The organism is Burkholderia sp. 4M9327F10 (genome assembly GCF_005503145.1).
Taxonomy (GTDB): domain Bacteria; phylum Pseudomonadota; class Gammaproteobacteria; order Burkholderiales; family Burkholderiaceae; genus Paraburkholderia.
Genome location: NZ_SCNV01000047.1, coordinates 42,527 through 67,735, shown reverse-complemented (window position 1 = coordinate 67,735; position 25,209 = coordinate 42,527). Strand labels below are relative to the sequence as shown.

Annotated in this window: 21 protein-coding genes; 8 read left to right on the top strand and 13 right to left on the bottom strand. The window is 62.9% G+C overall.

Annotation, left to right across the window (positions count from 1 at the left end):
- Positions 1–220: 220 nt before the first annotated feature.
- From FFS45_RS30820 to FFS45_RS30810, 3 genes are all read right to left on the bottom strand, one after another.
- Positions 221–1,624, bottom strand: coding sequence for a methyl-accepting chemotaxis protein (locus FFS45_RS30820; RefSeq protein WP_137958423.1), 1,404 nt, complete (start codon positions 1,622–1,624; stop codon positions 221–223).
- 354 nt (positions 1,625–1,978) lie between these two features.
- The gene (locus FFS45_RS30815) at positions 1,979–2,959 is read right to left on the bottom strand and encodes an alpha/beta hydrolase (protein WP_137958422.1); all 981 of its coding nucleotides are present in this window, start codon (positions 2,957–2,959) and stop codon (positions 1,979–1,981) included.
- Between the two features lie 53 nt (positions 2,960–3,012).
- Entirely contained in the window at positions 3,013–4,524 is a 1,512-nt protein-coding gene (locus FFS45_RS30810; RefSeq protein ID WP_137958421.1) for an NAD(P)/FAD-dependent oxidoreductase, read from the bottom strand.
- A 256-nt stretch (positions 4,525–4,780) separates the two neighbouring features.
- Here FFS45_RS30810 and FFS45_RS30805 point away from each other — a divergent pair, with 256 nt between their 5' ends.
- Positions 4,781–5,440 carry a TetR family transcriptional regulator gene (locus FFS45_RS30805; protein ID WP_137958420.1) on the top strand — a complete coding sequence of 220 codons (660 nt, stop codon included), beginning with the start codon at positions 4,781–4,783 and terminating at the stop codon, positions 5,438–5,440.
- A gap of 198 nt (positions 5,441–5,638) precedes the next feature.
- Here FFS45_RS30805 and FFS45_RS30800 read toward each other — a convergent pair whose 3' ends face one another.
- From FFS45_RS30800 to FFS45_RS30785, 4 genes are all read right to left on the bottom strand, one after another.
- Positions 5,639–6,796, bottom strand: coding sequence for a tetratricopeptide repeat protein (locus FFS45_RS30800; RefSeq protein ID WP_137958419.1), 1,158 nt, complete (start codon positions 6,794–6,796; stop codon positions 5,639–5,641).
- 116 nt (positions 6,797–6,912) lie between these two features.
- Entirely contained in the window at positions 6,913–7,593 is a 681-nt protein-coding gene (locus tag FFS45_RS30795; RefSeq protein ID WP_137958418.1) for a PspA/IM30 family protein, read from the bottom strand.
- 354 nt (positions 7,594–7,947) lie between these two features.
- Complete coding sequence (locus FFS45_RS30790) at positions 7,948–8,547, bottom strand: hypothetical protein (RefSeq protein WP_137958417.1); 600 nt, start codon at positions 8,545–8,547, stop codon at positions 7,948–7,950.
- 168 nt (positions 8,548–8,715) lie between these two features.
- A complete protein-coding gene (locus tag FFS45_RS30785; protein WP_137958416.1) occupies positions 8,716–8,901 on the bottom strand; it encodes a hypothetical protein in 186 nt (61 codons plus the stop codon).
- A 351-nt stretch (positions 8,902–9,252) separates the two neighbouring features.
- Between FFS45_RS30785 and FFS45_RS30780 the strand changes: the two genes are divergently transcribed.
- Positions 9,253–11,736 carry a penicillin-binding protein 1A gene (locus FFS45_RS30780; protein ID WP_137958415.1) on the top strand — a complete coding sequence of 828 codons (2,484 nt, stop codon included), beginning with the start codon at positions 9,253–9,255 and terminating at the stop codon, positions 11,734–11,736.
- A 56-nt stretch (positions 11,737–11,792) separates the two neighbouring features.
- Here FFS45_RS30780 and FFS45_RS30775 read toward each other — a convergent pair whose 3' ends face one another.
- The 3 genes from FFS45_RS30775 to FFS45_RS30765 are packed head-to-tail and all read right to left on the bottom strand — an operon-like array spanning position 11,793 to position 17,547.
- Entirely contained in the window at positions 11,793–13,277 is a 1,485-nt protein-coding gene (locus tag FFS45_RS30775; protein ID WP_249363000.1) for an efflux transporter outer membrane subunit, read from the bottom strand.
- A 47-nt stretch (positions 13,278–13,324) separates the two neighbouring features.
- The gene (locus tag FFS45_RS30770; RefSeq protein ID WP_137958413.1) at positions 13,325–16,456 is read right to left on the bottom strand and encodes an efflux RND transporter permease subunit; all 3,132 of its coding nucleotides are present in this window, start codon (positions 16,454–16,456) and stop codon (positions 13,325–13,327) included.
- Entirely contained in the window at positions 16,453–17,547 is a 1,095-nt protein-coding gene (locus FFS45_RS30765; protein WP_137958412.1) for an efflux RND transporter periplasmic adaptor subunit, read from the bottom strand. Before FFS45_RS30765 ends, FFS45_RS30770 begins: the two co-directional genes overlap by 4 nt.
- A 261-nt stretch (positions 17,548–17,808) precedes the next feature.
- Here FFS45_RS30765 and FFS45_RS30760 point away from each other — a divergent pair, with 261 nt between their 5' ends.
- Entirely contained in the window at positions 17,809–18,432 is a 624-nt protein-coding gene (locus FFS45_RS30760) for a TetR/AcrR family transcriptional regulator (protein WP_137958411.1), read from the top strand.
- A gap of 118 nt (positions 18,433–18,550) precedes the next feature.
- On the opposite strand, the gene FFS45_RS30755 is transcribed toward FFS45_RS30760, so the two are convergent.
- The gene (locus FFS45_RS30755; RefSeq protein WP_137958410.1) at positions 18,551–18,763 is read right to left on the bottom strand and encodes a hypothetical protein; all 213 of its coding nucleotides are present in this window, start codon (positions 18,761–18,763) and stop codon (positions 18,551–18,553) included.
- 273 nt (positions 18,764–19,036) lie between these two features.
- Here FFS45_RS30755 and FFS45_RS30750 point away from each other — a divergent pair, with 273 nt between their 5' ends.
- Positions 19,037–20,134, top strand: coding sequence for a LysR family transcriptional regulator (locus tag FFS45_RS30750; RefSeq protein ID WP_137958409.1), 1,098 nt, complete (start codon positions 19,037–19,039; stop codon positions 20,132–20,134).
- A gap of 111 nt (positions 20,135–20,245) precedes the next feature.
- On the opposite strand, the gene FFS45_RS30745 is transcribed toward FFS45_RS30750, so the two are convergent.
- Together FFS45_RS30745 and FFS45_RS30740 are read right to left on the bottom strand one after the other, a co-directional pair.
- Positions 20,246–20,752, bottom strand: coding sequence for a hypothetical protein (locus tag FFS45_RS30745; RefSeq protein ID WP_137958408.1), 507 nt, complete (start codon positions 20,750–20,752; stop codon positions 20,246–20,248).
- Positions 20,753–20,971: 219 nt separating this feature from the next.
- Complete coding sequence (locus tag FFS45_RS30740) at positions 20,972–21,199, bottom strand: hypothetical protein (protein WP_137958407.1); 228 nt, start codon at positions 21,197–21,199, stop codon at positions 20,972–20,974.
- 725 nt (positions 21,200–21,924) lie between these two features.
- Here FFS45_RS30740 and FFS45_RS30735 point away from each other — a divergent pair.
- From FFS45_RS30735 to FFS45_RS30720, 4 genes are all read left to right on the top strand, one after another.
- A complete protein-coding gene (locus FFS45_RS30735) occupies positions 21,925–22,620 on the top strand; it encodes a sigma factor-like helix-turn-helix DNA-binding protein (protein ID WP_137958406.1) in 696 nt (231 codons plus the stop codon).
- A complete protein-coding gene (locus FFS45_RS30730) occupies positions 22,593–23,906 on the top strand; it encodes an MFS transporter (protein ID WP_249362999.1) in 1,314 nt (437 codons plus the stop codon). The genes FFS45_RS30735 and FFS45_RS30730 overlap by 28 nt, the downstream gene beginning before the upstream one ends.
- Before the next feature lie 54 nt (positions 23,907–23,960).
- Entirely contained in the window at positions 23,961–24,560 is a 600-nt protein-coding gene (locus FFS45_RS30725; protein WP_137958405.1) for a thiamine phosphate synthase, read from the top strand.
- A gap of 191 nt (positions 24,561–24,751) precedes the next feature.
- Positions 24,752–25,207, top strand: coding sequence for a GNAT family N-acetyltransferase (locus tag FFS45_RS30720; protein ID WP_137958404.1), 456 nt, complete (start codon positions 24,752–24,754; stop codon positions 25,205–25,207).
- Positions 25,208–25,209 lie beyond the last annotated feature (2 nt).

The following is a 25,209-nucleotide window of genomic DNA, read 5'->3' as shown; positions in this document are numbered from 1 at the left end:
GTGGCGGACCTAGATGGCTCACTACGGGCTGGCGGTTGCAGCCCGCTTTCTTTTGCCTACTTTTCTTTGCGGCGGCAAAGAAAAGTAGGTGCCGCCCCGCACAGGGGCAACGCAAATAGACCGATAACAAAACAAGGAAAGGCCAACACCCCAAGAACACCAACCAAACAACAAGCCGCCGCAGGCAAACAGCCCCAAAACCGCCGAGCAGGCAAAAACCTCAAACCTTATACCCAATCCGAACCCCACCCCAATGCCTGCCCCCAACAAAAACCGGCGCAGACGCATCCTTCATCAAAACAAACTGACCACCCCCCATATCGCGCCGATAAGTCTGCAACAAGAAAGGCTTCGTATGGCTCGCAGCAGCCAACCCAGTCCGATCATCGAACACCCGCCGGTTCCGGCAATTCGCCGCATTCCAGACCGGATCGTCGCGCTGCGGTTGAGAAAACTTCTTGTTATGGGTAGGCAAATACCCCCGCACATCGACCGCGGCGCAAAACGCGACCCGCGGATCGAGCCCGAGCAAAGGCTCCTGCACAGCAGGCAATACCCGGTCGGTAAACGCAGTAAACCGCGTCATGAACTGTGGCGGATTCGTCCCCGGAACCGGTACATACGTCTGGTCGAACAAGTCCGCCTGGCTCAACTCGCCGCTCGCCAGCGCGCGCTCGAACAGCTTGCCGATCTTCGCCGCCGTCTCCTGCACGGCCTCGATAAAGCGCGTGTCCGTCGTCTCGGCGCCCGTGGCCGCCGTCAACTCGATCAGCGTCTCCGATACCCCCAGCAAATTGCCGAGCCGGTTCTTCGCCTGCACGAAGTTTTCGCTCGAATCCTCCACGCCGCTCGCCATCTCCAGCACCTGCGCTTCCAAGCCCGTGCACTGGCTCTCGATCTCGCCCGTCAGCGTCGCAATCTGTCCCGCCTCGGCGTTCAATTGCGTGATCGCTTCACCCGTCGAATGCACCACCTCGCCAATCCTGCGAGTGCCTTCACGCACCCGGTGCGCTCGCGCCGTGTTCTCCGAGCCCTCGCTCGTGAGCTGTTCCGTCTGCTGGGTTAGTTGCGCCAGCGTGGTTTCGATCTGTCCCGTCGCCTGTGCCGTTTTCGCCGACAGGTTCTTTACTTCCGCCGCCACCACCGCGAAGCTCTTGCCGGAGTCGCCGGCGCGCGCGGCTTCGATCGCCGCGTTCAGCGCCAGCAGATGGGTCTGCCGCGCAATCAGCGAGATTTCCTCGGAGACGCGGCTCACGTGCGCGAGCGCGGCCCGCAGCGCGCCTATGTGGCTCTCGATCACCGTCACGCCTTCGACCAGGCCGTGAATGTCCGCGAGCGATGCCTCCAGCGTCTGCTGCGATTCCTGCACGCCGCTCGCCACTTCGGTGGTGACGTCGCGCATCCCGCGTGCGGCGCTTGCTATCCGGCGATTGCCGTCCATCGTCTGGGCTGCGGTCTCGCGCAGCGAGCGGCATACCTGCGCCTGGTGCTGCACCCGTGCCGCGACCTCCTCGACGTGGCCCGAGACGTCGCATATCTCAATGCCCAGCTTGCCAGCCTGTGCCGCAATGTCGCCCACAATCGACGGCGCCCGGCCCGCCCGGCGAAAACTAAAGCGCGTCATGAGTCTCTCCTTGATGGCGCGTATCCGCACGGTCACCCAGGACGGATGCCGCGTCTTCTCCCTTCAATGACGGCACGCCGGCTCACGACTTGATACGGGGTATCCCGAGGTCGATATGATGGAGGTCCTCGCGCCGGCTTCTCCGTGCGGACCGGCGCTTTCGTCCATACCGCCTTTGTTTATCGTCCGACAGAATATGATTCAAGCCTTTGCGTACGCCGCAGGCTGGCAGCAGCTCTACCAGTTGTGGGAGCTGATTGTGCTGGCGTGCAAGTTTCTGTGGGATCTGTTGCGTCTGCTGGGGGGAGGGGGCTGAGCGCGCCCGCCCCAGGCAGGCGCGCCGTCGCATAGCCCTTACGCTGTGACGGGCTTTAAACTTACCGTATCTTTCGCGTCCGTCGCGAGAAAGGTCCGTAAGTCGTCCAGCACTCGCGCGGGGTCTTCCTCCATCGGAATATGGCCCAGCCCCGGGTACATCACTGACTGCGCACCCGGAATGCGCTGCGCGAACTCCGCCGCGTGCGCAGGCGGAATCCAGCGGTCCTTCGCGCCCCACAACACCAGCGTCGGCACGTCGAGTGTCCTCAGCACGCCGGTGTCGAGATCGGCGAAATCGAGCGTCGGCACCATCTTGCCGATGGCCGTGCGCGTGCCTTCGCCATGGAAGAACTCGATATAGCGCCGCAGTACCGGCGCGGCCAGCCTGCGCGCGTCGCCGTACACGTTGCGCACCGCGCTTTTGATGATGGGCTCGGGCAGCCACCACGGTGCGCTCATGCGTACCAGGGCGCTGTTGAAGAGGCCAATGTAGATCGGCAGCTTCATCGGAAAGCCGGCCGAATCGATCAGCACCAGCCGCTCGACCGCATCGCGATGCCGTGCCGCGTAGTCCCACGAGATCAGGCCGCCGAGCGAGTTGCCGATCAGCGTCGCACGGTGGATGCCGAGCACCTGCATGAACGTGTCGATAAAGCGCCGGTAGGTCGGCATGTCCATCGTCTCGATTGCGCCCGCGGCGTTGCGCAGCGGCCCCGTCACGCCGAACGGCGGCAGGTCGAGACGGATCACGCGGTAGCTGCGCGCGAGTTCCGCGCACACGCCGTCCCAGGTGTGCAGCGACGACGCGAAGCCGTGAATCATCACCAGCGGCTCGCCGCTGCCTTCCTCGACGTAGTGGACATGCGCGCCCATGATGTTGACGAACTTCGAGCCGCGCTGCGTGTAGCGCCGCCTCAGCACGTCGCGCGGCACGCTGGTGATGCCAAGACGCGCGGCGAGCGGGCGCCGGGGCAGCGGGGTGCTGTGTGCGGTTTGAGTGGTGTCGATGCCAGCCATGCCTGTCTCCCTGATTGTTCAAGTCGTAAAGCGCAGGTGCTTCGCCACCCAACTCAGCGCGCGAAGCGGTATTCGTCGGCGCGCACCCGGCGGGTGCGCTTGCGGAAGCTGAAGGTGAAGCCCGGCCAGATCGCGGTGACCTTGCCGCTCTTCGTCTGATACCAGCTATGGCAGCCGCTCATCCATACCGAGTGCTGCATGTCCTGTTGCAGGCGCTCGTTGAAAGCCTGCTGCACGTCGGGCCGCAGGTTCATGGTGCGGGCGCCGCGCCGCTCCAGTTCGCGCAGGCACGCGGCGATGTACTGGACCTGCGACTCGATCATGTAGATCATCGAGTTGTGACCGAGGCCGGTGTTCGGTCCTATGATCATGAAAAAATTCGGGAAGCCGGCGACGCTGGTGCCGAGATACGCTTCGGGGCCATCGCGCAGCCACTGCGCGCCGAGGTCCGCGCCACCTATGCCGGTGACGTCGAACGGCGCGCCGACATCGTTGACCTGGAAGCCGGTGCCGCAGATGATGGCGTCGGCGGCATGATGCACGCCATCTTCGGTGACGACGCCATCGGCGACGATCTCGCGAATCGCGTTCGTCACCACCTCCACGTTCGGCTGGCCGAGCGCCGGATAGTAGTCGCTCGAAAGCAGGACACGCTTGCAGCCGAGCCGGTAGTTCGGCGTCAGCCTCGCGCGCAGTGCCGGGTCCTTGACGCGCCGCTCCAGATAGCTCAGGGCGAACTTCATCGGGTACTTCGTCAGCTTCGGATTGACGACAAAGCCAATGGCGCGCGATTCAAGTTGCCAGTAGATCGCGTTGCGCACGAGGCGCTGCGTGAACGGCAGGTGTTTGAAGCACCATTGCGCTCTCGCGCTCACCGGTTTGTCAGGTCTCGGCATGATCCATGGCGCCGTGCGCTGGAACAGCGTGAGCTGTGCGACACGCGGCTGGATCTTTGGCACGAACTGGATGGCGCTCGCCCCGGTGCCGATCACCGCGACGCGCTTGCCTTCGAGCGGGTAGTCATGGTCCCAGCGCGCCGAGTGGAACAGCTTGCCTGCAAAGCGTTCGAGCCCTGCGATCTGCGGCAGGGCCGGGCGTGACAGCGGGCCGCTCGCGGCGATGACGATATCGGCTTCAACCGTCTCGCTTGAGAGTGGTGAGGCATGGGCCGGGTGCGCTTTATCTCCATGCTCGATTTCGAGTTGCCACACCTGGCGCGCCTCGTCGAAGCGTGCCGCTTTCATGCGTGCATGGCAGCGCACGAAGCGTTCGAGTCCGTACTTGCGGATACAGTGCTTCAGATAGGCGAAGATTTCAGCCTGCGGGCCGTAGGCGCGCGTCCAGCCGGGATTCGGCTCGAACGAGAACGAATATAGATGCGAGGGCACGTCGCAGGCCGCGCCGGGATAGGTGTTGTCCCGCCACGTGCCGCCAATTTCGCCCGCCGCCTCGTAAATCGTGAACGATTCGAGGCCCATCTGCCTGAGCCGGATTGCCATGCCGATGCCGGAAAAGCCGCTCCCGACGATGGCAATGCGTGGCGTAGCGGGCGAGGGGGACGACATGGGCAAGGGACTCCGGATCAAGACGGTTTGATGGACGGGTTTCAGGTGGCAAGATCAAGTGGTCGCTTCAGATGGCAGCAGCGGGCGGCAATAGACGCCACGCCGGTGCCCGGCGCGATATCGAACAGGGATATCGGGTCTGATGTCTACACTTGTCTACGCCGTAACGCGCAGAGTAGACAAGTGTGCACCTCGAGTCAAGATCGTTTACAGTGCAGTGGTTAGCGGCGTGTTGCGCACTGTGTCTGTGAAGCCCATGGAATCCACACCCGAACTCGAACCCGATCCTGATGTTGATTTCGCGCCCGGCAAGCGCCGGCTCATCGAGGCGGCCTTGCGTCTGACCGCCGGCGGGCGCAGTTTTGCGACGCTCGGCCTGCGCGAAGTGGCGCGCGAGGCCGGCCTGAACCCAAACACCTTTTACCGGCATTTCGACACGCTTGACGATCTCGCCCGCGAAGCCGTCGAATCGGTTAGCCGGCGGTTGCGGCCGATGCTGCGCCGCGAGCGCTGGCTGGCCGCGCACGACGAGCCGCTGAGCGTGCCGCGCCGTGCCTGCGCGGCGTTCTTTGCGTTTGCGCTCGACAACCGCGAGGCGTTTTTGAGCGCTCTCGCGGAGTATCACGGCACCTCAGCGGCGCTGCGCGAGGCGGTTCGGGCGAACCTGCAGGAGGTGTCGGTCGAGATGGCCGATGACATCGTGCAACTCGATCTGATGCCAACCCTCGCACGCTCGACCGTGGACGAGATCTGCACGCAGATCGTGCTGCAACTGTTCCATCTGTCGCATGAATACATCGGCGTGGCAGGGCATCGCGAGGCGCTGATCGGTTATGCGGAGCGCTTTATCGTCAGGCTGTTTGCCGGTGCGACAGTCATGGACTCGCGTCAGCAGCCGGCTTCGGCGAGCGCTTGAGCGACGCGTGAGTGACCCCGGCGCATTGCAGACAGTGCGCGAAGGCATTGCCGCAGCTAGCCCGCCGGTAGGCCGCCGTTAGTGCGAGACGCGACCTGACGAGCCCATAAAAAAACAGGCTCCATAACGGAGCCTGTCTTCAGCATAGCCTCGGCTGTTTGCACCGGCGGCGCCACCTCGCGGCAGCGCCCCCGACAATCAGGTATCGCTCCAGCCGCCCGAGTCGTCGTTGCCCATGTCGACGCCGCCACCGCCGCTGCCGTCGTCCCAGTTGTTCGACCCCTGGCCGAAATCGAGGCCGCCGTCGTTGCCGTTGTTGTTCTCGTCCCTGCGGCGGCGCGTTTCATCGTCGACGATCACTTCGCGCTCACGGCCCGAGTTGAGCGCTTCGCCGAGCAGCACGCCGGTCAGCAGACCGCCCATGCCGCTGCCGAAGCCACCACCGCCTTGCTGCACGATGACCTGCGGCTGTTGCTGCGGCGGATACGGATAGGGTGCTTGCGGCGGATTGCCGAAGCGTTCCGCTTCGCGTGCGTAGGCCGAGTCACCGGAGCCGGCTGGAGCGGCCGCGTACGGATCGGGGCGGCCCTCCGCACGCGCCTTCAGGCTGGCGACGCGTTGTTCCAGTTCGTCGAGCTGATACGGCGGCAGCGGATTCTTGCCGTTGGACAGCGTTTCGACGACGCCGCGCAACTGCTCTTCCGTGCTTTCGACTTCCTTCTCCAGCGCCTCGTGTCCCACCGCGGTGGAGAGCCTCACGTCGAGCTTCAGCGAACGCACTGCGTTCAGCAGGTCGGTGGCCCGCTTCAACTGGACGCGGCGATCGTCGTCGGCGCGCGAGTCGTCCTGGGTACGGGCGCGGCGCAGCGTCCAGCGCAACACCAGCGCAATTGCACCGATCAGCACAATGATGCCGATCCACATGCCCATGGACGGACCATGCCGTTGCGGCACCTGCGGCGCGGCCTGCTGCACCATGGCGTTCTGTTGCGCAAACGCATTGCCGGTCTGGCCCGTTGCCGCGCCACTGCGTTGCGCGTCGCGGCGGATGCGGGCTTCGGTCTGCGCGAAGCGCGTCGGGTCGGTAAAGCGGATTTGCGGATCGAGTGTCTTGGCCTGCTGGATTTGCGCAAGCGCATCGCCGCTGCGGCCTTCGCGATCGAGTACCTGCGCGTACAGATAGTGCGCGCGCGCGTTGTCCGGATGCGCCTGCAGCACTTCGGTCAAGCCGGCGTCGGCCTGTTGCCAGTTGCCCTGCGCCATCGCCGATTCGATCTGCTGCGCGCTCGGCACAGCGAACGCGGCGGTGGAGATCAGCATCAGCGACGCGAACGTGGCTGCGAGAAATTTTTTCATGTGTCGGACCGGGCGGCTTTACGCCCGTCTCCATGTCAATCGATTCTCCGGTGTGACACGCAGCGCCGCACGATTGCCGGCGCTGCGTCACATCCGCTGCACTGCCTCACGCCGCCTTACTGGGCCGGCGTGTTCAACTGCTTCTTCAACGCTTCGAGACGATCTTCGACCGACGGGCCGCGATTCAGATCCGCCAGCTTGTCGTCGAGCGCCTTGCCGCTTTTGACGTCAGCGGAATTCAGGCGCGCGTCGGAGCGCGCATTGGACAACGCCACCTTGTCTTCGAGCTTCTGGAAGTCGTCGGACAGATTGCGCCCGCCGATACCACCGAGCGCCGTTGCTGCGACGTCCTTGGCCTCGGCAATCTGCTGCTTGGCCTGCAGGATGTTCGAGCGTGCGTTGAGGTCGTTGCGGCGGCCGCGCATCTCGTCGATCTGGCTCTTCAGGTGGTCCACCGACGGCTCGAGGGTGGCGAGTTCCTTGGCGAGCGAATCGCGCTCCGCTTCGGCGGTAGCCTGGGCGCCGAGCGCTTCGCGGGCGAGCGCTTCGTCGCCCGACTGCAGCGCGCGTTTCGCACCGTCTTCGTATTTCTTCGCCTTGTCGGCGGCAACGTCACGCTTGCTTTGCTGAGTGGCCACCTGCGCCTGAATCTCGATCAGCGAGTTCTCGGCCTTGGCGATGCTGTCGTCGAGTTCGCGCACGATCTGACGCGAGTCGCGCGACGGATCCTGCACGGAATCGGCAGCGTCGTTCAGAAGACCTTTAAGCGTGCGCGAGATGCTGTCAATTAGCGACATGAATACCTCCGTAGAATGAAATCGGCGCTGAGTACCTGGCGCGTTCAAACCTTTATCACAACCAGTTTACGCTGCCGTGCGCAGTATTGCGCGGGCAACCGCTGCGGAAGTCGGGGCACGAGCGCGAATTGCAATAGCGGCATCGTAAATTGTTCGACTGCCGCGCGGCTCAGGCTGGAAAGTATGCGCAAAAGGACACGCCAGGCGGGCTCAACGGCTGGCGGATATTACACCACGAGATCTCTTAAAATCGTCTCAAAGGTGCGTTTGAAGCGGATTTTGAACGGCGCTTGCCGCCATCCGCTAGAGGAATATTTCAAGGTTTGTAAAGCGCGCAGCAAATTGCGTCGCGCTTCAGGCGAAACGGCCGTCTTCAGCGGTTGGGTCGTTGCGTGGATCGTCTTCGTCGCGTGTGGTTTCGATGCGCACACGCCGGCGCGGCGCTAGCGCGGCAGGGGGCTGCACGGCAGGCTCCGCGTGCGCCGGGGCTTCGTGTGGCGAGGTGATCGAGGCTGCCTTGGCCGCGGCGACGCGCGCCACCGCTTCGGCTTCCGCCAGCGCCTGTTCTTCTTCGGGCGTGCGCACCAGCGCGGCGAGCACGTCGGCGGGCAGCAAGGGGGCGTCGTTCGCCTGCGGTGTGTCGGATGTGTCAGGAGCGTTCGGCGCTGCCGCGGCGCCGTTCGTCCTCAGTACGGTGGGTTGGGCGGCGCGCGCGTGGCGGGTGCCGCGTGCGACCCGCTGCAGCGCTTCGTTGAGCGCGTCCGGTTCGCGCGGCGCGCGCAGCCTGTCGACGATGCTCGCCGCCTTCACCTGTTCGCTGGTCGCACCGAAGCTCAGCACCGCGCGCCGCATCAGCTCGCTGACACTGATGCCGAGCTCCTCTGCACTGGCGGCAATGGCGCGTTTCTGGGCAGGTGTGACGAATACGACGATGCGTTCGCTGGGCTTGTTCATGATCTGCTCGCGTATTTGTTGGCTTCGAACGGCTGATTTTGCGCGCGGCCGCGCTTTCCCCGCGCGACCAGACCATCATAAGGCGAGTTGCTTCGATGCGAAACGGGCGGTGCATGAAAATCCCGTGACATCAAAGGGTTGGATCGTTTTCGGCGAAGATGGAAAGTGTCAGCCGCACAAGGCGGCCGCGACCAGCACGAGCATGGCAAAGATCATGATCCACGCACCGAGCACCACGAGCATCGAGCGGCGCCGCTCCACAAGCGGATCCCGCCTGCGGGTGAACAGCGCCGCAATGCCGCACATCACAACAACCAGGACCGGCAACATCCTGAATCCGGGTGGAAAAGGCATGATTCGCCCTCCTTTCAAATTGAAAGCGAATGATCTTACGGGGGGGACGGCGCGCGAGCCATAATCGGAATTCGAAACCCGGACACGTGAGCCAACGCCACTCTCTCCGCGCCACTGCATGGCGGCATGGGTCACGTGCCCGGGGCGGCATGCCGAAGGGAATTCTTACAAAAAAATCGCCTTGGGCCGCGTCCGATTTCTTTAAAATGCGCTGTTACGTTGCGCGAGGCCCCCCTTTTCGGGCCTGATCTATCCGGGCGCGCGCCGTATGGCCAGCCGGGGGCATTGGGCCGTGCGGCAGTGGTTGCCGTCCGTCAAGAGGCGCGTCGTCATGCGTCAACTATTCGAGTCATGCCAATCATCAAACGACCGCAATCCTCAAATTCTCCGGGTGGTGCAGACCGGGATCCCTACCACGGCAACCCAGGACGCAACGATGGCGCACGCGACCAACCGCGCCGCCGCTCGCTCGGCACGCGCATCGCGCTGACCTTCGTTGGCCTCGTGGCGACCATGCTGGTCGTTGGCGCGCTGATTCTCGGCTATGCGCTCGTGGTGATGGGGCCGCAACTGCCGTCGCTCGATGCGCTGACCGACTACCGTCCGAAAGTGCCGCTGCGTGTCTATACCGCGGACCACGTGCTGATCGGCGAGTTCGGCGAAGAGCGGCGCAACCTCGTGCGCTTCGCGGACATTCCAGACCAGATGAAGAAGGCGGTGCTGGCGATCGAGGACTATCGCTTCTACGAGCACGGCGGCGTCGACTTCGTCGGCATCCTGCGCGCCGGCTCGGCCGACCTGCTGCATGGCGGCGCCTCGCAGGGCGCGAGTACGATCACCATGCAGGTGGCGCGTAACTTCTTCCTCTCGAGCGAGAAGACCTACACGCGCAAGATCTATGAAATGCTGCTTGCATACAAGATCGAGAGCGCGCTGAGCAAGGACCAGATCCTCGAGCTGTACATGAACCAGATTTATCTGGGCGAGCGCGCCTATGGTTTTTCGGCTGCGGCGCGCGTGTACTTCGGCAAGGACCTGAAGGACCTGTCGCTTGCCGAATGCGCGATGCTTGCTGGCTTGCCGAAGGCGCCGTCGGCGTATAACCCGGTGGTCAATCCGAAGCGCGCGAAGATCCGTCAGGAATACATTCTCAAGCGCATGCTCGATCTGAAGTACATCACCCAGGATCAGTACGACGCCGCCGTCAAGGAAGAGATTCACACCAAGAATCCCGGCAACGAGTACAGCGTGCACGCCGAGTACGTGGCGGAAATGGTGCGCCAGATGATGTACGCGCAGTACAAGGACGAGACCTATACGCGCGGTCTGAACGTGATTACCACGATCGACTCCGCGGATCAGGACGCGGCCTACCATGCGGTGCGCAAGGGCGTGATGGACTATGAGCGCCGCCACGGCTATCGCGGGCCGGAAGGCTACGTCGAACTGCCGCCGCCTGGCGACGATCGCGATCAGGCGATCGACGACGCGCTTACCGATCACCCGGACAACGGCGAGATCGTCGCCGCCGTGGTGACCGCGGCAAGCCCGAAGGAAGTGCAGGCGCAGTTCGTCGACGGCACTCAGGCCACCATCAACGGCGACGGCCTGCGCTTCGTGGCGACCGCACTCAGCGCACGCGCCGCGGCGGCGCAGCGCATCAAGCCGGGTTCGATCGTGCGCCTCGTCGCCGACGACAAGGGCAACTGGCAGATCACGCAGTTGCCGCAGGTGGAGGGCGCGCTGGTCTCGTTGACCCCGCAGGACGGCGCGATTCGCGCGCTGATCGGCGGCTTCGACTTCAACAAGAACAAGTTCAATCACGTGACCCAGGCATGGCGCCAGCCGGGTTCGAGTTTCAAGCCGTTCATCTATTCGGCCGCGCTCGACAAGGGCCTGGGACCGGCGACGATCATCAACGACGCGCCGCTCTATTTCCCGCCTAGCTCGCCGGGCGGCGACGCGTGGGAGCCGAAGGACGACGACCAGCCGGACGGTCCGATGCCGATGCGTCTCGCGCTGGAGAAGTCGAAGAACCTGGTGTCGATCCGCATTCTGTCGTTTATCGGCACCAAGTACGCGCAGGACTTCGTCACGCAACGTTTCGGCTTCGACGCCGACAAGACGCCGCCGTATCTGCCGATGGCGCTCGGTGCGGGGCTCGTCACGCCGTTGCAATCGGCGGCCGGCTACTCGGTGTTCGCGAATGGCGGCTATCGCGTCAATCCGTACCTGATCGCCGAAGTGACCGATGCGCGCGGCGAGCCGATTTCGAAGGCGCAGCCGCTCACCGCGGGGCGCGACGCGCCGCGTTCGATCGATCCGCGTAATGCCTACATCATGAACAGCTTGCTGCATTCGGTGGCCACGGCCGGCACCGGCGCGGGCACCAACGTGCTGAAGCGTTCGGACCTGCAGGGCAAGACCGGGACGACGAACGACGCCAAGGACGGCTGGTTTGCCGGCTATCAGCAATCGCTGGTGGCGGTGGCGTGGATGGGCTACGACCAGCCAAAGAGCCTGGGCAGCCGTGAATTCGGCGCGCAGCTTGCGTTGCCAATCTGGGTCGACTACATGGGCCGTGCATTGCGTGGCGTGCCGCAGGCCGAGCCCGCGATGCCGGATACGGTCACGAGCGTCGACGGCGAACTGTTCTACAAGGATGTCACGCCGGGCAATGGCTTCGTCGCCAGCATCGGCCTCGATTCGGCCAATCCGCTCGCGGGTGCGAGCGACGCTGTGGGCGGTGTCGGTCCGGCGGGCATGACGCCGCCAACTGTCACGACCAACGAGAAGCAGCAGATCATGGACCTGTTCGAATCGAACAAGCCGTGATGTATTGATGAAGCAGCGGGCCAGGGCGCGAGCGCGCCCTGGCCCGTGCACCGCGCTCAGCCGGGCGCGGCTCCTGCGGTTCCCGCCGTTCCCGCAGTTCCCTTAGCCGCCGAGGCAGCCGCCTCATCCACCGGCGGCGTCCCCATCGCCTGAAACAGCGCCGCCGTATCGGTCAGGCGCGCACCCGTATAACGGATCTCATCGAGCCGTGCATTGCGGAACTGCTGCTCGCTCGAACGCGCCGCCGATACCGGCACGGCGCCGAGCCCATAGCGCGCCGCAGTCTCATCCGAAATCCCTTGCGCCGCGCGCGCCGCAACGTTCGCGGCATCGAGCGCCTGGGCGTCGTGTTCGAGCTCGGCAAGCGTATCGGCCACATTCTGGAACGCCGTCAGCACCGTCTGCCTGTATTGATCGACGGCAGCCTCGTAGGCGGCTTGCGCCGCCTTGCGCTGTGCGAACAATGCTCCACCGTGGAAGATCGGCTGCGACAGCGAACCGGCCACCGCCCAGATCGCACCGGCGCCGGAGAGGGCCGATGGCCAGCTAAAGCCGCCCTGGCCCATCGAAGCCGTTAGCGACAGGCTCGGGTACATCTTTGCCGTCGCGACGCCTACGTCCGCTGCCGCGGCCTTGAGTGCAGCGTCGGCAGCCTGGATGTCCGGGCGCGCGCGCAGCAGTTCCGACGGCACGACCACCGGCACTTGCTCCGGCACATGCAATTGAGCCAGATCGAGATCGGCTGGGGCGGCGTCGGGCGTACGGCCGAGCAGCACCGCGAGCGCATGCCGCGTCGTAGTCCACTGCTGTTTCAAACCCGGCAAGCTGGCCGACAGCGACGCCGCGCTCTGCTGCGCGTTCAGCATGTCGGCATGCGATACCGCGCCGAGTGCATAGCGCCGCGCCATGTCGCGCGCGTCTTCATTGGCCAGCGTGACAAGCCGTTCGGTGGTGTCGACCTGCGCATGCAGCGCGGCCGAAGTGATCGCCGCGGTGACGATATTGGCCGCCAGCGCACGGCGCGCCGACTCCAGTTGATAGACCTGCACGTTCACGCGCGACGCGAGCGCGGCATTGGCAAGCCGTGAGGCGCCGAACAGGTCGATCGTGTACTGCGCCTGCAACTGACCGACGAAGGTGTTGTAGAGGAAGGTGTTCGGCCCCTCTTCGGGAATCGCCAGCGCGCGTTGGCGGGCGGCCTGGCCGACGGCATCGATCGTGGGCAGCATCGAACTGCCGATCTGTGCACGCAACTGCTCGCGCGCGGACGTCAGGCTCTTGTCGGTGGCGGCGAGCGTGGGGCTGTTGCGCAGACCTTCATCGACCAGCGCGTTCAGGTCGTCCGATTGATAAAGACGCCACCACGTCGGCACCGGCTTTGCGCCCACCACGAACTGCTGGGTCACGCCCTGCGCGGGCACGGTTTCGGTGGGCTGCGGCTCGGCGCCGTAGTGGGCCGGTTGCGGCATGACCGGCGGGTTGCCGTTCGGTCCGAACGAGCACGCCGCGAGGGACAGGGTGAGGGCGCTGCTGCCCAGCATCAGCGCCCGGGCAGGTCCAGCACGTTTGAAAACAGGATTAGCCATGATCAGTTTCCTGAGTGCGCCGCATGCGTCGCGGCTTCCGGCGGCTCGCGTTCGTCGCCGCGCACCCTGAATGAGGCCGCATACAGCGCGGGCAGATAGAACAGCGTGAGCACGGTGGCGCTCGTGATGCCGCCCATCAGCGCGGTCGCCATCGGCCCGAAGAAGTTCGAGCGCAACAGCGGAATCAGCGCCAGCACGGCGGCAGCGGCCGTCAGCGTAATTGGCCGGAAACGCCGCACGGTTGCACCCACGATAGCGTCGAAGCGTTTATGGCCGGCGGCGATGTCCTGCTCGATCTGGTCGACCAGAATCACCGAGTTGCGCATGATGATGCCGAACATGGCAATCACCCCAAGCATGGCGACGAAGCCGAACGGCTGGCCGAACAGCAGCAGCGTGGCGACCACGCCGATCAGACCGAGCGGCGCGGTCAGCACCACCATCAGCACGCGTGCAAAGCTCTGCAACTGGATCATCAGGAGCACCAGCACGGCGACGATCATGATCGGCATCTGCGCATTGATCGAGGTCTGTCCTTTGCCGCTTTCCTCGACCGAGCCGCCTATTTCGATCCGATAGCCGACCGGCAGCGTCGCGCGGATCTGGCTCAGGGCCTTGTCGACGCTATGCGTCACGTCGATGCCCTGGGCGTTGGCCGTGACGTCCGACTGCACGGTGATGGTGGGTTGACGGTCGCGTTCCCAGATCACGCCGTACTCCAGGTCGTAGCGCATGTGGCCGAGCGTGCCGAGCGGCACCGGGCCGTTCGGCGTCGGCATGGCCAGCGTGACGAGCTGCTCCGGATCGACGCGTTCGGTCTTCGGCGCGCGCAGGTCGACGCTGATCAGCTTGTCGCGTTCGCGGTACTGTGTGACCGTATAGCCCGACAACGTCATGGCGAGGAAGCTCGACACGTCGTCCGAGGTGACGCCCAGCTCACGCGCCTTCTTCTGGTCGATCTCGAAGCGCACCGAGCGCTCGGCCGGCTCGTCCCAGTCGAACTGCACGTTGGTCGTGCGATGGTCGTCGCGCATCGTCGCGGCAACGCGTTCGGCAATCGAGCGTACGGTGGCGATGTCGTCGCCGCTCACGCGGAACTGCACCGGATAGCCGACCGGCGGGCCGTTTTCAAGCCGCGACAGACGCGTGCGAATCGCCGGGAACTGATTGCGCAATTCCGTCTCGAGCCATTGCGCGAGCTTCTCGCGGTCCTTGACCGACTTCGCGGTGATCACAAACTGGGCGAAATTCGGCTGCTGCAATTGCTGGTCGAGCGGCAGGTAGAAGCGCGGCGCGCCGCTGCCCACGAAGTCGACCGAGTGATCGATTTCCGGACGGCCCACCAGTACCTTTTCGAGCCGCTGCGCCTGGCGCAAGGTCGCCTCGAACGAGGCGCCCTCGGGCAGCCGCACGTCGACCAGCAGTTCAGGGCGGTCCGAGCTCGGGAAGAACTGCTGCGGCACGAGTGTGAAGCCGGCCAGCGAGACCACGAACAGACCGACGGTGATCGCCAGTACAACGAAACGCCGCTCGACGCACCAGCTAATCCAGCCGCGCAGGCGGGAGTAGAAGCGGGTGTCGTAGATGTCGTGCTCGTAGTCGTGCGCTTCGTGTGCCTGGCGCTTCCTCTCCGGCAGCATGTGATAGCCGAGCAACGGAATCAGCACCACGGCGGCGAGCCACGAGGCGATCAGCGCGATCGCCGACACTTCGAAAATGGAGCGCGTATATTCGCCGGTGCTCGATTTGGCCAGCGCGATAGGCAGGAAGCCCGAGACCGTGACGAGCGTGCCCGTGAGCATCGGGAACGCGGTGCTGGTATAGGCAAACGCCGCGGCGCGGGCGCGGCTCCAGCCCTGTTCGAGCTTCACCGACATCATCTCGACCGCGATGATCGCATCGTCCACCAGCAGCCCGAGCGCCAGCACGAGGGTGCCGAGCGAGACCTTGTGCAGGCCGATATCGAACAGATACATGCACAGGGCCGTGACCGCGAGCACGATCGGAATCGAGATCACCACCACCATGCCGGTGCGCACGCCCAGTGATACCAGACTCACGACCAGCACGATCGCAATTGCCTCGGCTACTGCTTCGAGAAAGTCGTCCACCGACTTGGCGACCGCGTGCGGCATGCTCGACACTTCGACGAGCTTGAGGCCGGCCGGCAGATACGAGCGCAGGACGGTCGATTCCTTGTCCAACGCCTTGCCGAGTTCGATCACGTCGCCGCCGGGCTGCATCGTCACCCCGATACCGAGCACCGCCTTGCCGTCGTAACGCATCTGTGTGGAAACCGGATCGTCATAGCCGCGCTTGATGGTGGCGATATCGCCGAGGCGGAACGAACGGTTGTTGATGCGGATCAGCGTATCGGCGAGCGCATTGACGTCCTTGAACTGGCCGGTCGGGCGTACGAACACGCGGTCGTCGAACGTGGTCAGGGTGCCGGCCGCCGAGACGCTGTTTTGCGAGTTGATGGCCTGGGCGAGCTGTTGCGGCGAGACGTTCAGGCGCGTCAACTGCGTGTTGGAGACCTCGATGTAGATATGCTGGTCGGGGTCGCCGAAATAGTCGACTTTAGCCACACCCGGCACACGCAGCAGTACGGTGCGCAGTTCATCCGCGTAGTCATGCAGTTGTGCGGGTGAAAAGCCGTCGCCTTCGAGCGTGTAGATGTTGGTGTAGACGTCGCCGAACTCGTCGTTGAAGAACGGCCCCTGAATGCCTGGCGGCAAGGTGGAGGCAATATCGCCGACCTTCTTGCGCACCTGGTACCAGGTTTCCGGTACGTCCTTGACCGGCGCGGAGTCCTTCATCGAGAAGAACATCAGCGATTCGCCGGGGCGCGAATAGCTGCGCACAAAGTCTATATACGGCGTCTCCTGCAGTTTGCGGCCAATGCGGTCAGTGACTTCTTCCTGCACCTGACGGGCGGTCGCGCCCGGCCAGAAGGTGCGGATCACCATCACGCGGAACGTGAACGGCGGATCTTCCGACTGTGCGAGTTTCGTATAGGCGAGCATCCCGAACGCGGTAGCCAGTGCGATCAGGAACACCACCAGCGCCTGGTGGCGCAGGGCCCACGCGGACAGGTTGAAGCGTCCCTCTTCGTGTTCATGGGTTGTGCTCATGAAGCGAAGTCCTCGGGATGCAAGGGGGCGATCGGATGCACTTTCTCGCCGGCCGAAACGGTGTGCACGCCTTGCAGCACGACGCGCTCGCCGTCCTTGAGGCCGCCGGCAATGGCGACGGTCCGCTCGGTATAGCGTGTGACCTGCACGCGGCGCAGTTCGAGCACGTTGTCGTTGCCGCTTACCACCCACACCGCGGGCGTGTTGCCGTCGTGGAACAGCGCGGTGGACGGCAGCGTGAAGGAGGGCGAATCGCCGGCTGCCGTGCTGGAGTTCAGCGCGACATCTGCCGTCATGCCGAGCCGCACGTCGGGGCCCGGATTGAGCAGTGTGAGGTTCGCACGGTACGTGCGGCTCTGCGGATCGGCCGCAGGCGAAAGCTCGCGCACGCGAGCATTGAAGGTGCGCCCCGGCAGCGCCGACATCGTAACCGTGGCGGTCTGGCCGGGCGCGAGCGCGGCGAGCGTGCTTTCCGGCACGTTGACCACCACGTCAACATCGCCGCTCCACGCCAGGTTGTAGACCGCTTGCCCGGCCGACACGTTCTGGCCGGTCTGCGCTTCTTCGCTGGTGATGACCCCGGCGTGATCGGCGGGCAGGTCGGTGTACTGCAACTGGTTCTTTTGCAGCGCGGCTTGCTGTGCCGCCTGGTCGCGCTGGGCCAGCGCCGAGGCGTAGGCGTTGGTGGTCTGTTCGAGCTGCGCGGCCGAAATCAGGTTCTCGCGCGCCTGCGCCTGGTCGCGATCCAGTTGCTGCTTTGCGTAGACGAGGCTGTGCTGGGCAGCGTCGAGTTGCGCCTGCGTACTCGCGGCGCTTTTTTGCGCATCGGCCGGATCGAGGCGGGCGACGACCTCGCCGATCTTCACGGTATCGCCAAGGCGCACGTGCCGCTCGATGATCTTGCCGGCAATCCGGAACGACAGCGGTGTCGAGTAGCGCGCCTGCACTTCGCCTGGTAGCGACGCGGACAGCGGACTGCCGTCCGGATGCACGGCCACGGCCACGACCGGGCGCGGCGCGGGAGCGGCCGCCTGCTGTTGATGACATGCACCCAACGTGAGCAGACCGGCCAGCGCGAGGGCGTAGGCCATGCGGCGTGTGGGGGCGGAACGGGGATGCGGATGAGAGTGCTTGCGCGTCGGATGCGACGCGCTACAACCGGGACGATTCACAATTACCCCAATCAGGAGACAGCGAACGAACACGGCAAGCCGCAGTGGCTGGCCAGCGAGGCACGTTTGATACAGCGCGTGCAAGAGACTGTTGCTTCAGATGACGTGATGCATTCTAATACACACCTGTATCTGGATGTATAGTCGTATGTGAATTCTTTTCGGGCTAAACTCGCCAGCATGAAACGACAACGACTTACACGCGAACAGAGCAAAGACCAGACGCGCCTGCGCCTGCTCGATGCCGCGCAAGCTATTTTTATGAAGAAAGGGTTCGTCGCCACCAGTGTCGAAGACATTGCCGAGGCGGCGGGGTACACGCGTGGGGCGTTCTATTCGAATTTCGGCAGCAAGCCTGAGCTGTTCCTTGAACTGCTCAGGCGTGATCACGAGGAGATGCAGGCCGCGCTGGAGAGCATCTTCGAAGAAGGGGCGACGCGCGAAACGATGGAAGCGCGCGTGCTGGAGTACTACAGCAACCTGCCGCGCGACGACAAATGCTTCCTGCTATGGATGGAAGCGAAGCTGCTGGCGGCGCGCGACAGCCGCTTCCGGGCCAACTTCAACGCCTTTCTGCACGAGAAGCTGGGGCAGATGAGCGAATACATCCGCGCGTTTTCGGCACGCGCGGGCACGCCGTTGCTGCTGCCGGCGGAAACGCTGGCGATGGGCTTGATGGGCTTGTGCGAAGGCGTGCAGTTCTTCCACACGATCGATCCACGCAATGTTCCTGCCGAGACGGCGGAGGCGGTGCTGGCGGGGTTCTTTTCGCGCGTGGTGTTTGGGCGCGACGTGGGGCAGTGAGGTGAGGTAGTGAGCCGGCGGGCGCGATGCGCGTCCGGCCTGGCGGCCCGGGTATGCTGCCGTGCAATTGGCCGCGCACACCCGGAGCGTTTATCTGAATGAAGTCTGGCGCGCCGGCTCAGTCGACCGGCAGATTCGCGCAGGCGTCCGTGACCGGCGACGCGCAGATGAACGAATACTGGCCGCTCCACTGCAGCGCGGTCTTGCCGGCGTGCAGGACCTGGCGGACGTCGGGGTCGGTTTCGTAGGCGATGTAGGCGGAGCACGCCACTGCGGACAACACGACCAGCGAAAATGCAATTCTTTCGAAAACCTGAAAACGGTGTGGCATGGCGATATCTTCCTTTCGCTCTCCATCATACCGCAGATTAGGGTTTTCACCTAGTTGATCAGGCATCAAATCAATCCGTGCTGGCACGTATCTTTTCGGGCCAGAACCATAGCCGTCCGTGCCGCCTTCGCCCCCCGAACTGCGCGCAACTCCGTTTAATTCCGTTTGCATCGCCAAGCTGACCGTTTTGCCATCTTCAGGTCAGGGTTGGGCCATGAGCGCTCGATACAATCAATCACATAGCGTGGCTTTAACAGCGGCAGGAGTGGCTCCATGAATCATTTGCAGTCGATGCGCGTTTTCGTCAAAGTGGCCGACCTCGGCAGCTTTGCCCGTACTGCCGGCGTAATGGGCATTTCCACGGCCGTCGTCACGCGGCACGTGGCCGACCTTGAAGAGCGCCTCGGCACGCGACTGCTCAACCGCACGACCCGCAGCCAGTCGCTGACGGAGTCGGGCCGGGTCTACCTCGAACGGGTCCGGCCGATCCTCGACGATCTCGAAGGGGTCGAGCAGATGGTGGTGGCGCGCAATCACGAGCCGGTCGGTACCTTGCGCATCGTTGCACCGGTGGTGTTCGGACTGCATAACTTCGCGCCGGTGCTGCAGTCATATGCCCAGCGTTATCCGGACGTGATTCCCGATGTCACGCTGGTGGACCGCCATGTCGACCTGGTGGAAGAGGGTTTCGACGTGGGCGTGCTGATTGCCCGGCAGATGCGCGGCGCGAGCATCGTCACGCGGCGTCTCACGACCGGTCACATGACGGTATGCGCGACTCCCGATTACCTGCAGAAGCACGGCAGGCCGAATCGTCCCGAAGATCTGCAGGATCACCCGAGCCTCTCGCTGCCGGCCGAATACGGTGGCGACGAGCGTGTGTTTACCTGTACGGACGGCAGCGAGGTGCGGGTGCGGCCGACCAATGCGATCGTGGCGAACAATACCGAGATGCTCAGGCAGTTCGCACTGCTTGGCATGGGCATCGCCATCCTGCCGAGTTATCTGATTGGCCGCGACCTCGAGCGCGGCCGGCTGGTGCGTCTGCTGGACGACTACCGCCTGCCGCAGGTCGAGGTCACGATTGCCTATCCGAGCCGCCATCACTTGCCGGCCAAGGTGCGGACCTTCATCGACCATCTGGTCGAGCATTTCAGCCAGATGTCGCCGTACCTGCCGGGCGACGCGGCCGCGGCGCCGGCAGCTGCGCCGCGCGTGGTGCAGCCGCAGCGCGCGGTACCTGAGCGCGTAGCGGTGCTGCCGGAGTTCGACGACCTCGACGATGCCGCGTCGGAGGCGACAGCGGCAAACGGAGCGGCGACGGTCTCGCGCAAGGTTGCCCGGACTACCCGGTCCGCGATCAGAATGTAACAGCAGGCCCGACGCGGGCTTGCGCCGCGCAGTGCCTGACTTTGCGGATTGATTCAGATATCCCTCATACGGCTTCCGCGAGGGCTACGTCTGGCCCTCGCGGATCAGGCGTTAGAGGCTTGCCTGATAGTTCTTGAGATTCTTGATGTCCGTATCGTATGCGCTCGGCGATCCGAGCTCGACACCGCCGCTACGCACGTAGTATTCGAAGGGGATGCCGCGAGTGCCGAAGAAGGGCAGGAAATTGTCCGGCTGCAGGGTGCTGCCGTTCAGGCCGATTGCCCAGTTTCGGGCCTTGTAAACCTCAAGGTCTGCGACCACGCTGTTGACTGCAACGTTTTCAGCCGAACGGATGTTGTTGACATACTGTGTCAGCACGTCGATGTTCGCCTGATAGGCCGTGGGTTCGCCTACCGAGACACCCTTGGAACGGACGTAATATCTGAACGGCAGGTTCCGTTCCGTAAAAAAGGTTAGAAACCCGTCAGGGGCGAGGGTGTCGCCGTTCAGGCCGATCGCCCATCCCTTGTTCTGGTAATCCTTGAGGCCGGCAATCGTATCGTTGGCAGCCTTGATTTCGGTTTTTGCCGTAATGCTAACGGAAGTGATGTTGCTCATAGCGTTCTCTCAGGTTCGTGTGAAGTTCGACTGCTACCGTGGCCCTGCATCAGACCAGGACTGATTAAATTCCTGCCTGACAGTTCGGGTAACTGTCATTGTTATCAGTGCCGCTAAGTTGAGGTCTGGTCTGCTGGAGCGCCTGCGCATGTTCAATAATCCACTCCCGAAGAGGGGCAAGCGCCACTTGCCTCGACGCCTTGACTGCGTTCCTGCCCGCTAGCGCGACATACCCGCTACCGTGGTCCAGTCGGACACCACGTAGACGAGCAGGCACACGCATGCAATGACGGAAAGACCAAGGGAGAGCCATGCAATCCTGTTTGTCCATTTCATCGGCTTGCACCCCAGCTCCAGTTCAGTTGTGGTGATAGCTGTTGCCTCGCGATACGGCAGCCGGAGTACAATCGGTGAGGACGGCGAATCTTGATCATCGGTCTTGCTCATCAGGATCGGGTCCCGTAAAAAAGCGGGTGCTGTACAAGCCACCCGCCAGAAAACGCCGCGCGATTGCGAGGGCCTGTGCGCGACGCTGAGAGAAACCACACCCGGGCGCTGCTGTCCTCGATACGCAATCGAGGCGCGGCAGCCGCCCGGTCCGACTCGTTGCGCAAGGTGTAACCGCGTAGTGCGATCAATGCTGCTGCGGCCTTCCGGGCGTAGTCGCGCGAGTTGCTGCTCCACGTTGCGATCTACCCGGGCACGCGGGTCCGCACGTGATATCTCTTCCACGATTGCACCGTCGTCGCCAGCATGCATCGCTGCGCTTCATTATTCCCGGCCTATAGTCAGCCATCTGACTTGACATTGGGTATTCGCCAGTACGCTGAAAATGCGTTTTGAGTAATTCGAAAAGAAGCGTGGCGATTTTCAATAGATGCGGAACGCATTTCTCTTCCGATATGCCCGAAGTCATTTTCCTTGTTGTATAAAAGCTTGGCATCCGTGAAGACTACGGATTCTGGATGCATATCGGACTAATATCCCAATCTGTGTAGATGTGGATAATGCATCGAAAATTGACCGGATCTACTTCCGCGGTGTACGCTTCATAGCCCTGTATTGATTGCTTGAGCAGGTGTTGTTCCTTGTATTTTGCTCTCGATTCATATTCATTCTGGATAATAAAAATCCAGTCGAAAAATCTGAAATGCATAGGATGGACAAGCATCGTGAAATCCGACAGCGCGATCCTTAGCTTCATAGAAAATTTTCCAGTTTCAGCCAGCCTCAAGGAAGCTGATACCGGAAAATATATTGTGAATAATCGCTATAATTCGATGCAATTTGGCGTCAAAAATCCAAAGGATCTCGTTGGCCTGACGATAAATGATCTGAAATTTCGTCAACCGGAATGGGGCGCACGGTATGCCAATATGATCGAAAAACTTGATTTCCGTGCCCGGACCACGAAGTCTCATGTGCTAGGCAGGCATCAATTCCTGGATGACAACGGGGATGCGCAACTGGAGGAAATGGTCAAGTTTCCTGTGCTGGGTTCCCGGCAGAACATTCTGGGTATTGTGACCTATCGGCACGACCTTACACCGACCCTCCCGCCTGGCAATCTCTATCAGCTCTACAGGAAATTTTATGATGTCACGAACGCAATCAGGCGGGTGTTGATCAGCCTCGGTATCGATCAGTGTTTTTCCGTGCTACCGACAGATGCACAGTTCCGGGTCCTGTTGTTAAAAACCGAACGCCTCTCGAACAAGGAAATCGCGAAGCTCATCGGGATCTCCGACAGAACGGTGGAATGCCATCTGGACGCATTGCGCCAGAAGGTGATCGACGGCAATTTGCCTCGAGTGCTCTCCCTCGTGAAATGGAACACATTGTGCGCCGACGATTCAATCCCCTTCTGAAAATCGCGCTCACGGCGAATCTTTTTGAGTGGTACGAGTTCTCGCTCACCGCTTTCATGGCCCTGGAGATCGGTCGGCTGTTCTTTCCCGCTACCACGGAAAAGACCGCGCTGATGCTGAGTTTTTCGGTGTTCGCGAGCAGCTATCTGGTGCGCCCTTTGGGTAGCGTGGCCTTTGGCATTCTCGGCAACCGGCATGGCCCAGGTTTGGCGCTGAAGCTCAGCATGATCGGCATGGCAGTCCCGGCGTCATTGATTGCGTTTTTGCCGACTTATCAGACCGCCGGCTATCTCGCGCCTGGCCTGCTGATCGGCCTGAAGATGCTTCAGGGGTTCTCCGCAGGCGGCGAGATGCCGTTGAGCGGCTATTTCGTGTCGCTCAACGCCGCAGACAAGGATCGTGGTCCGTACTGCGCGTGGGTCGTTGTCAGCGGCTTCCTGGGTATGTTGCTGGCCTCGGGGATCGTTTTCGTGTTGCCGTATGGCGCCACGCTTGTGTCGCGGCTGCTGGGTACGGCAGCCGCGGGGCATTGGGCAGAGTCATGGCGATGGCCTTTCGTGCTCTGCATTCCCATGTCGCTGTGGATTTACTCGCTCAGGTCCTCGATTTCCGGTACCGTGGATCATGAGGCGCATCGCGCAATACGGGCAAGGCCGGTGCGGCCGCTGATCCAGGCCGTGATCCTGGTTGCCTTTATGGAAGTGCTCATCTATACGGCGTTTGTCTGGCTGCCAGGCTATCTGCACAGCTATCTCGGCGTATCCGCGTTCGACGCCCGCCTGACGAATGTGCTTACACTGGTGATTTTTTCGATATCGATGGTACTCGCGGGCTATGCCACACGTTGGATCGATGCGTCGAATCTCGTGCTGCTCGGAATTGTGTCGCTGGTCTGTAGCACTTACGGGCTGTTCGTGATGTTGCAACACGGTGATTTTTCAACGTTGTTGCTGGCGCAGGCCGCGTTCGCCGTAATGGGTGGATGTTTGGTCGGCGTTATTTTCGTTGTGCTGCCGGACCTGTTTCGGGACAATTGGCGTAGTTTCGGCATGGCGAGCACCTATTCATTTGCCACCGCGATTTTCGGCGGGACCGCGCCGGTGGTTTGCGCCGGTCTGATCAAGGTCACGCATCTGTTGACCGCGCCGGCGCTCTACATCGTGATAATGGGTGTGCTGGCCGCGCCCGTTGCATATCGCGTTTGCGTGGAACGGCGCGACCAGCGTCGTGCTTCTTTCGATGCGATCGGACTGAAGCGGCAACACGAGCCGTCCTCGACTCTCTAACGCTGACCGCTGACCGCTGACCGCTGACCGCTGACCGCTGACCGCTGAACCTCCATGACCGATTCGACGAACCTGCCGCCAACCTGCCTCGTTACGCCAGAACCGCCTGCCGGCAAGCCCTTCGCTGATTTTGTCGCGGACCTGGAACGCTCGCTCGAAGCGGGAGTCCGCCTGGTGCAGTTGCGGGCCAAGAGCCTGACAGCGCCGGAATATGTTGTCCTCGCCACGCAGGTCCTCGCTTGTTGCCGGCGCCATCACGCGAAGTTGCTGTTGAATGCCCCCATCGATGTCGTGCACGCCGTACAGGCTGACGGTGTGCACCTCACCAGCACTCGCCTGATGGTGTGCGTCAGCAGACCGTTGCCTCCCGGGCTGCTGGTGTCGGCCGCCTGTCACGACGCGCACCAGGTACTGCAGGCGAACCGTATTGGTGCCGATCTGTTGACTGTCTCCCCCGTGTTGCCCACGGCGACGCATACCACGGCGGAGCCCCTTGGCTGGCTACGCTTTCGTGAGCTCGTGAAACTGACCTCGATCCCGGTCTATGCCCTTGGCGGGATGACGACCGGTTGCCTGGCCGATGCCCGCGAGGCGGGTGCCCATGGTATCGCGGCGATCCGCTCGCTTTGGGCTGGCACGGTTGAATCCAGTTGATCAGGGAACCATTCGCGCCGGCAAGATTGATTACGCTGTCGCACGTTTGCCTCGTGCGTCACCCTTGAGCGTGTTGCGGCAATCAGGCGATACTGCGGGTCAGCGGCGATGCGATGCACGCACGCCGGCTATCCGCGGCACGTCCGCCTACGCTATCCGGGGAGCATGACGAATTGAGCGCGATTAACGCGATGAACGTAACCTTCGCCAGCACCACCAGCCACGACGCAGACACACTGGTACAGATCCGAATCGAAGCCATGCGCGAGAGTCTGGAGCGGATCGGCCGTTTCGATCCCGTGCGTGCGCGTGAGCGGTTTCTCGCTTCGTTCGATCCCGCCTGCTGCCGCTACATTCTGGTCGACGGAGAGAAGGCCGGCTTCGTGGTGGTCAGGCCCGAGTCGGCTCATCTGCTGCTCGATCATCTGTACATTGTTCCCGCGCATCAGGGCAAGGGTGTCGGCGCTGCGGTGCTCGACGCCGTGCTGGCTGATGCCGATGCCCAGCGCCTGCCGATCAGGGTGGGGGCGTTGCGCGAGAGCGCTTCGAACCGTTTCTATCAGCGGCACGGTTTCGTCAAGATCGCCGAGAGCGAGTGGGATATCTACTACCTTCGCGAGCCGAAGGCGGTGCTGGCGCAGGTCTGACG

Coding starts and splice junctions, on each gene's coding strand:
- FFS45_RS30765 (WP_137958412.1), bottom strand. CDS start 17,547: ATGGCCTACGCCCTCGCGCTGGCCGGTCTGCTCACGTTGGGTGCATGT.
- FFS45_RS30760 (WP_137958411.1), top strand. CDS start 17,809: ATGAAACGACAACGACTTACACGCGAACAGAGCAAAGACCAGACGCGC.
- FFS45_RS30790 (WP_137958417.1), bottom strand. CDS start 8,547: ATGAACAAGCCCAGCGAACGCATCGTCGTATTCGTCACACCTGCCCAG.
- FFS45_RS30815 (WP_137958422.1), bottom strand. CDS start 2,959: ATGGCTGGCATCGACACCACTCAAACCGCACACAGCACCCCGCTGCCC.
- FFS45_RS30745 (WP_137958408.1), bottom strand. CDS start 20,752: ATGAGCAACATCACTTCCGTTAGCATTACGGCAAAAACCGAAATCAAG.
- FFS45_RS30725 (WP_137958405.1), top strand. CDS start 23,961: ATGACCGATTCGACGAACCTGCCGCCAACCTGCCTCGTTACGCCAGAA.
- FFS45_RS30775 (WP_249363000.1), bottom strand. CDS start 13,277: ATGCTGGGCAGCAGCGCCCTCACCCTGTCCCTCGCGGCGTGCTCGTTC.
- FFS45_RS30795 (WP_137958418.1), bottom strand. CDS start 7,593: ATGTCGCTAATTGACAGCATCTCGCGCACGCTTAAAGGTCTTCTGAAC.
- FFS45_RS30810 (WP_137958421.1), bottom strand. CDS start 4,524: ATGTCGTCCCCCTCGCCCGCTACGCCACGCATTGCCATCGTCGGGAGC.
- FFS45_RS30820 (WP_137958423.1), bottom strand. CDS start 1,624: ATGACGCGCTTTAGTTTTCGCCGGGCGGGCCGGGCGCCGTCGATTGTG.
- FFS45_RS30805 (WP_137958420.1), top strand. CDS start 4,781: ATGGAATCCACACCCGAACTCGAACCCGATCCTGATGTTGATTTCGCG.
- FFS45_RS30720 (WP_137958404.1), top strand. CDS start 24,752: ATGAACGTAACCTTCGCCAGCACCACCAGCCACGACGCAGACACACTG.
- FFS45_RS30780 (WP_137958415.1), top strand. CDS start 9,253: ATGCCAATCATCAAACGACCGCAATCCTCAAATTCTCCGGGTGGTGCA.
- FFS45_RS30740 (WP_137958407.1), bottom strand. CDS start 21,199: ATGAGCAAGACCGATGATCAAGATTCGCCGTCCTCACCGATTGTACTC.
- FFS45_RS30755 (WP_137958410.1), bottom strand. CDS start 18,763: ATGCCACACCGTTTTCAGGTTTTCGAAAGAATTGCATTTTCGCTGGTC.
- FFS45_RS30770 (WP_137958413.1), bottom strand. CDS start 16,456: ATGAGCACAACCCATGAACACGAAGAGGGACGCTTCAACCTGTCCGCG.
- FFS45_RS30800 (WP_137958419.1), bottom strand. CDS start 6,796: ATGAAAAAATTTCTCGCAGCCACGTTCGCGTCGCTGATGCTGATCTCC.
- FFS45_RS30785 (WP_137958416.1), bottom strand. CDS start 8,901: ATGCCTTTTCCACCCGGATTCAGGATGTTGCCGGTCCTGGTTGTTGTG.
- FFS45_RS30750 (WP_137958409.1), top strand. CDS start 19,037: ATGAATCATTTGCAGTCGATGCGCGTTTTCGTCAAAGTGGCCGACCTC.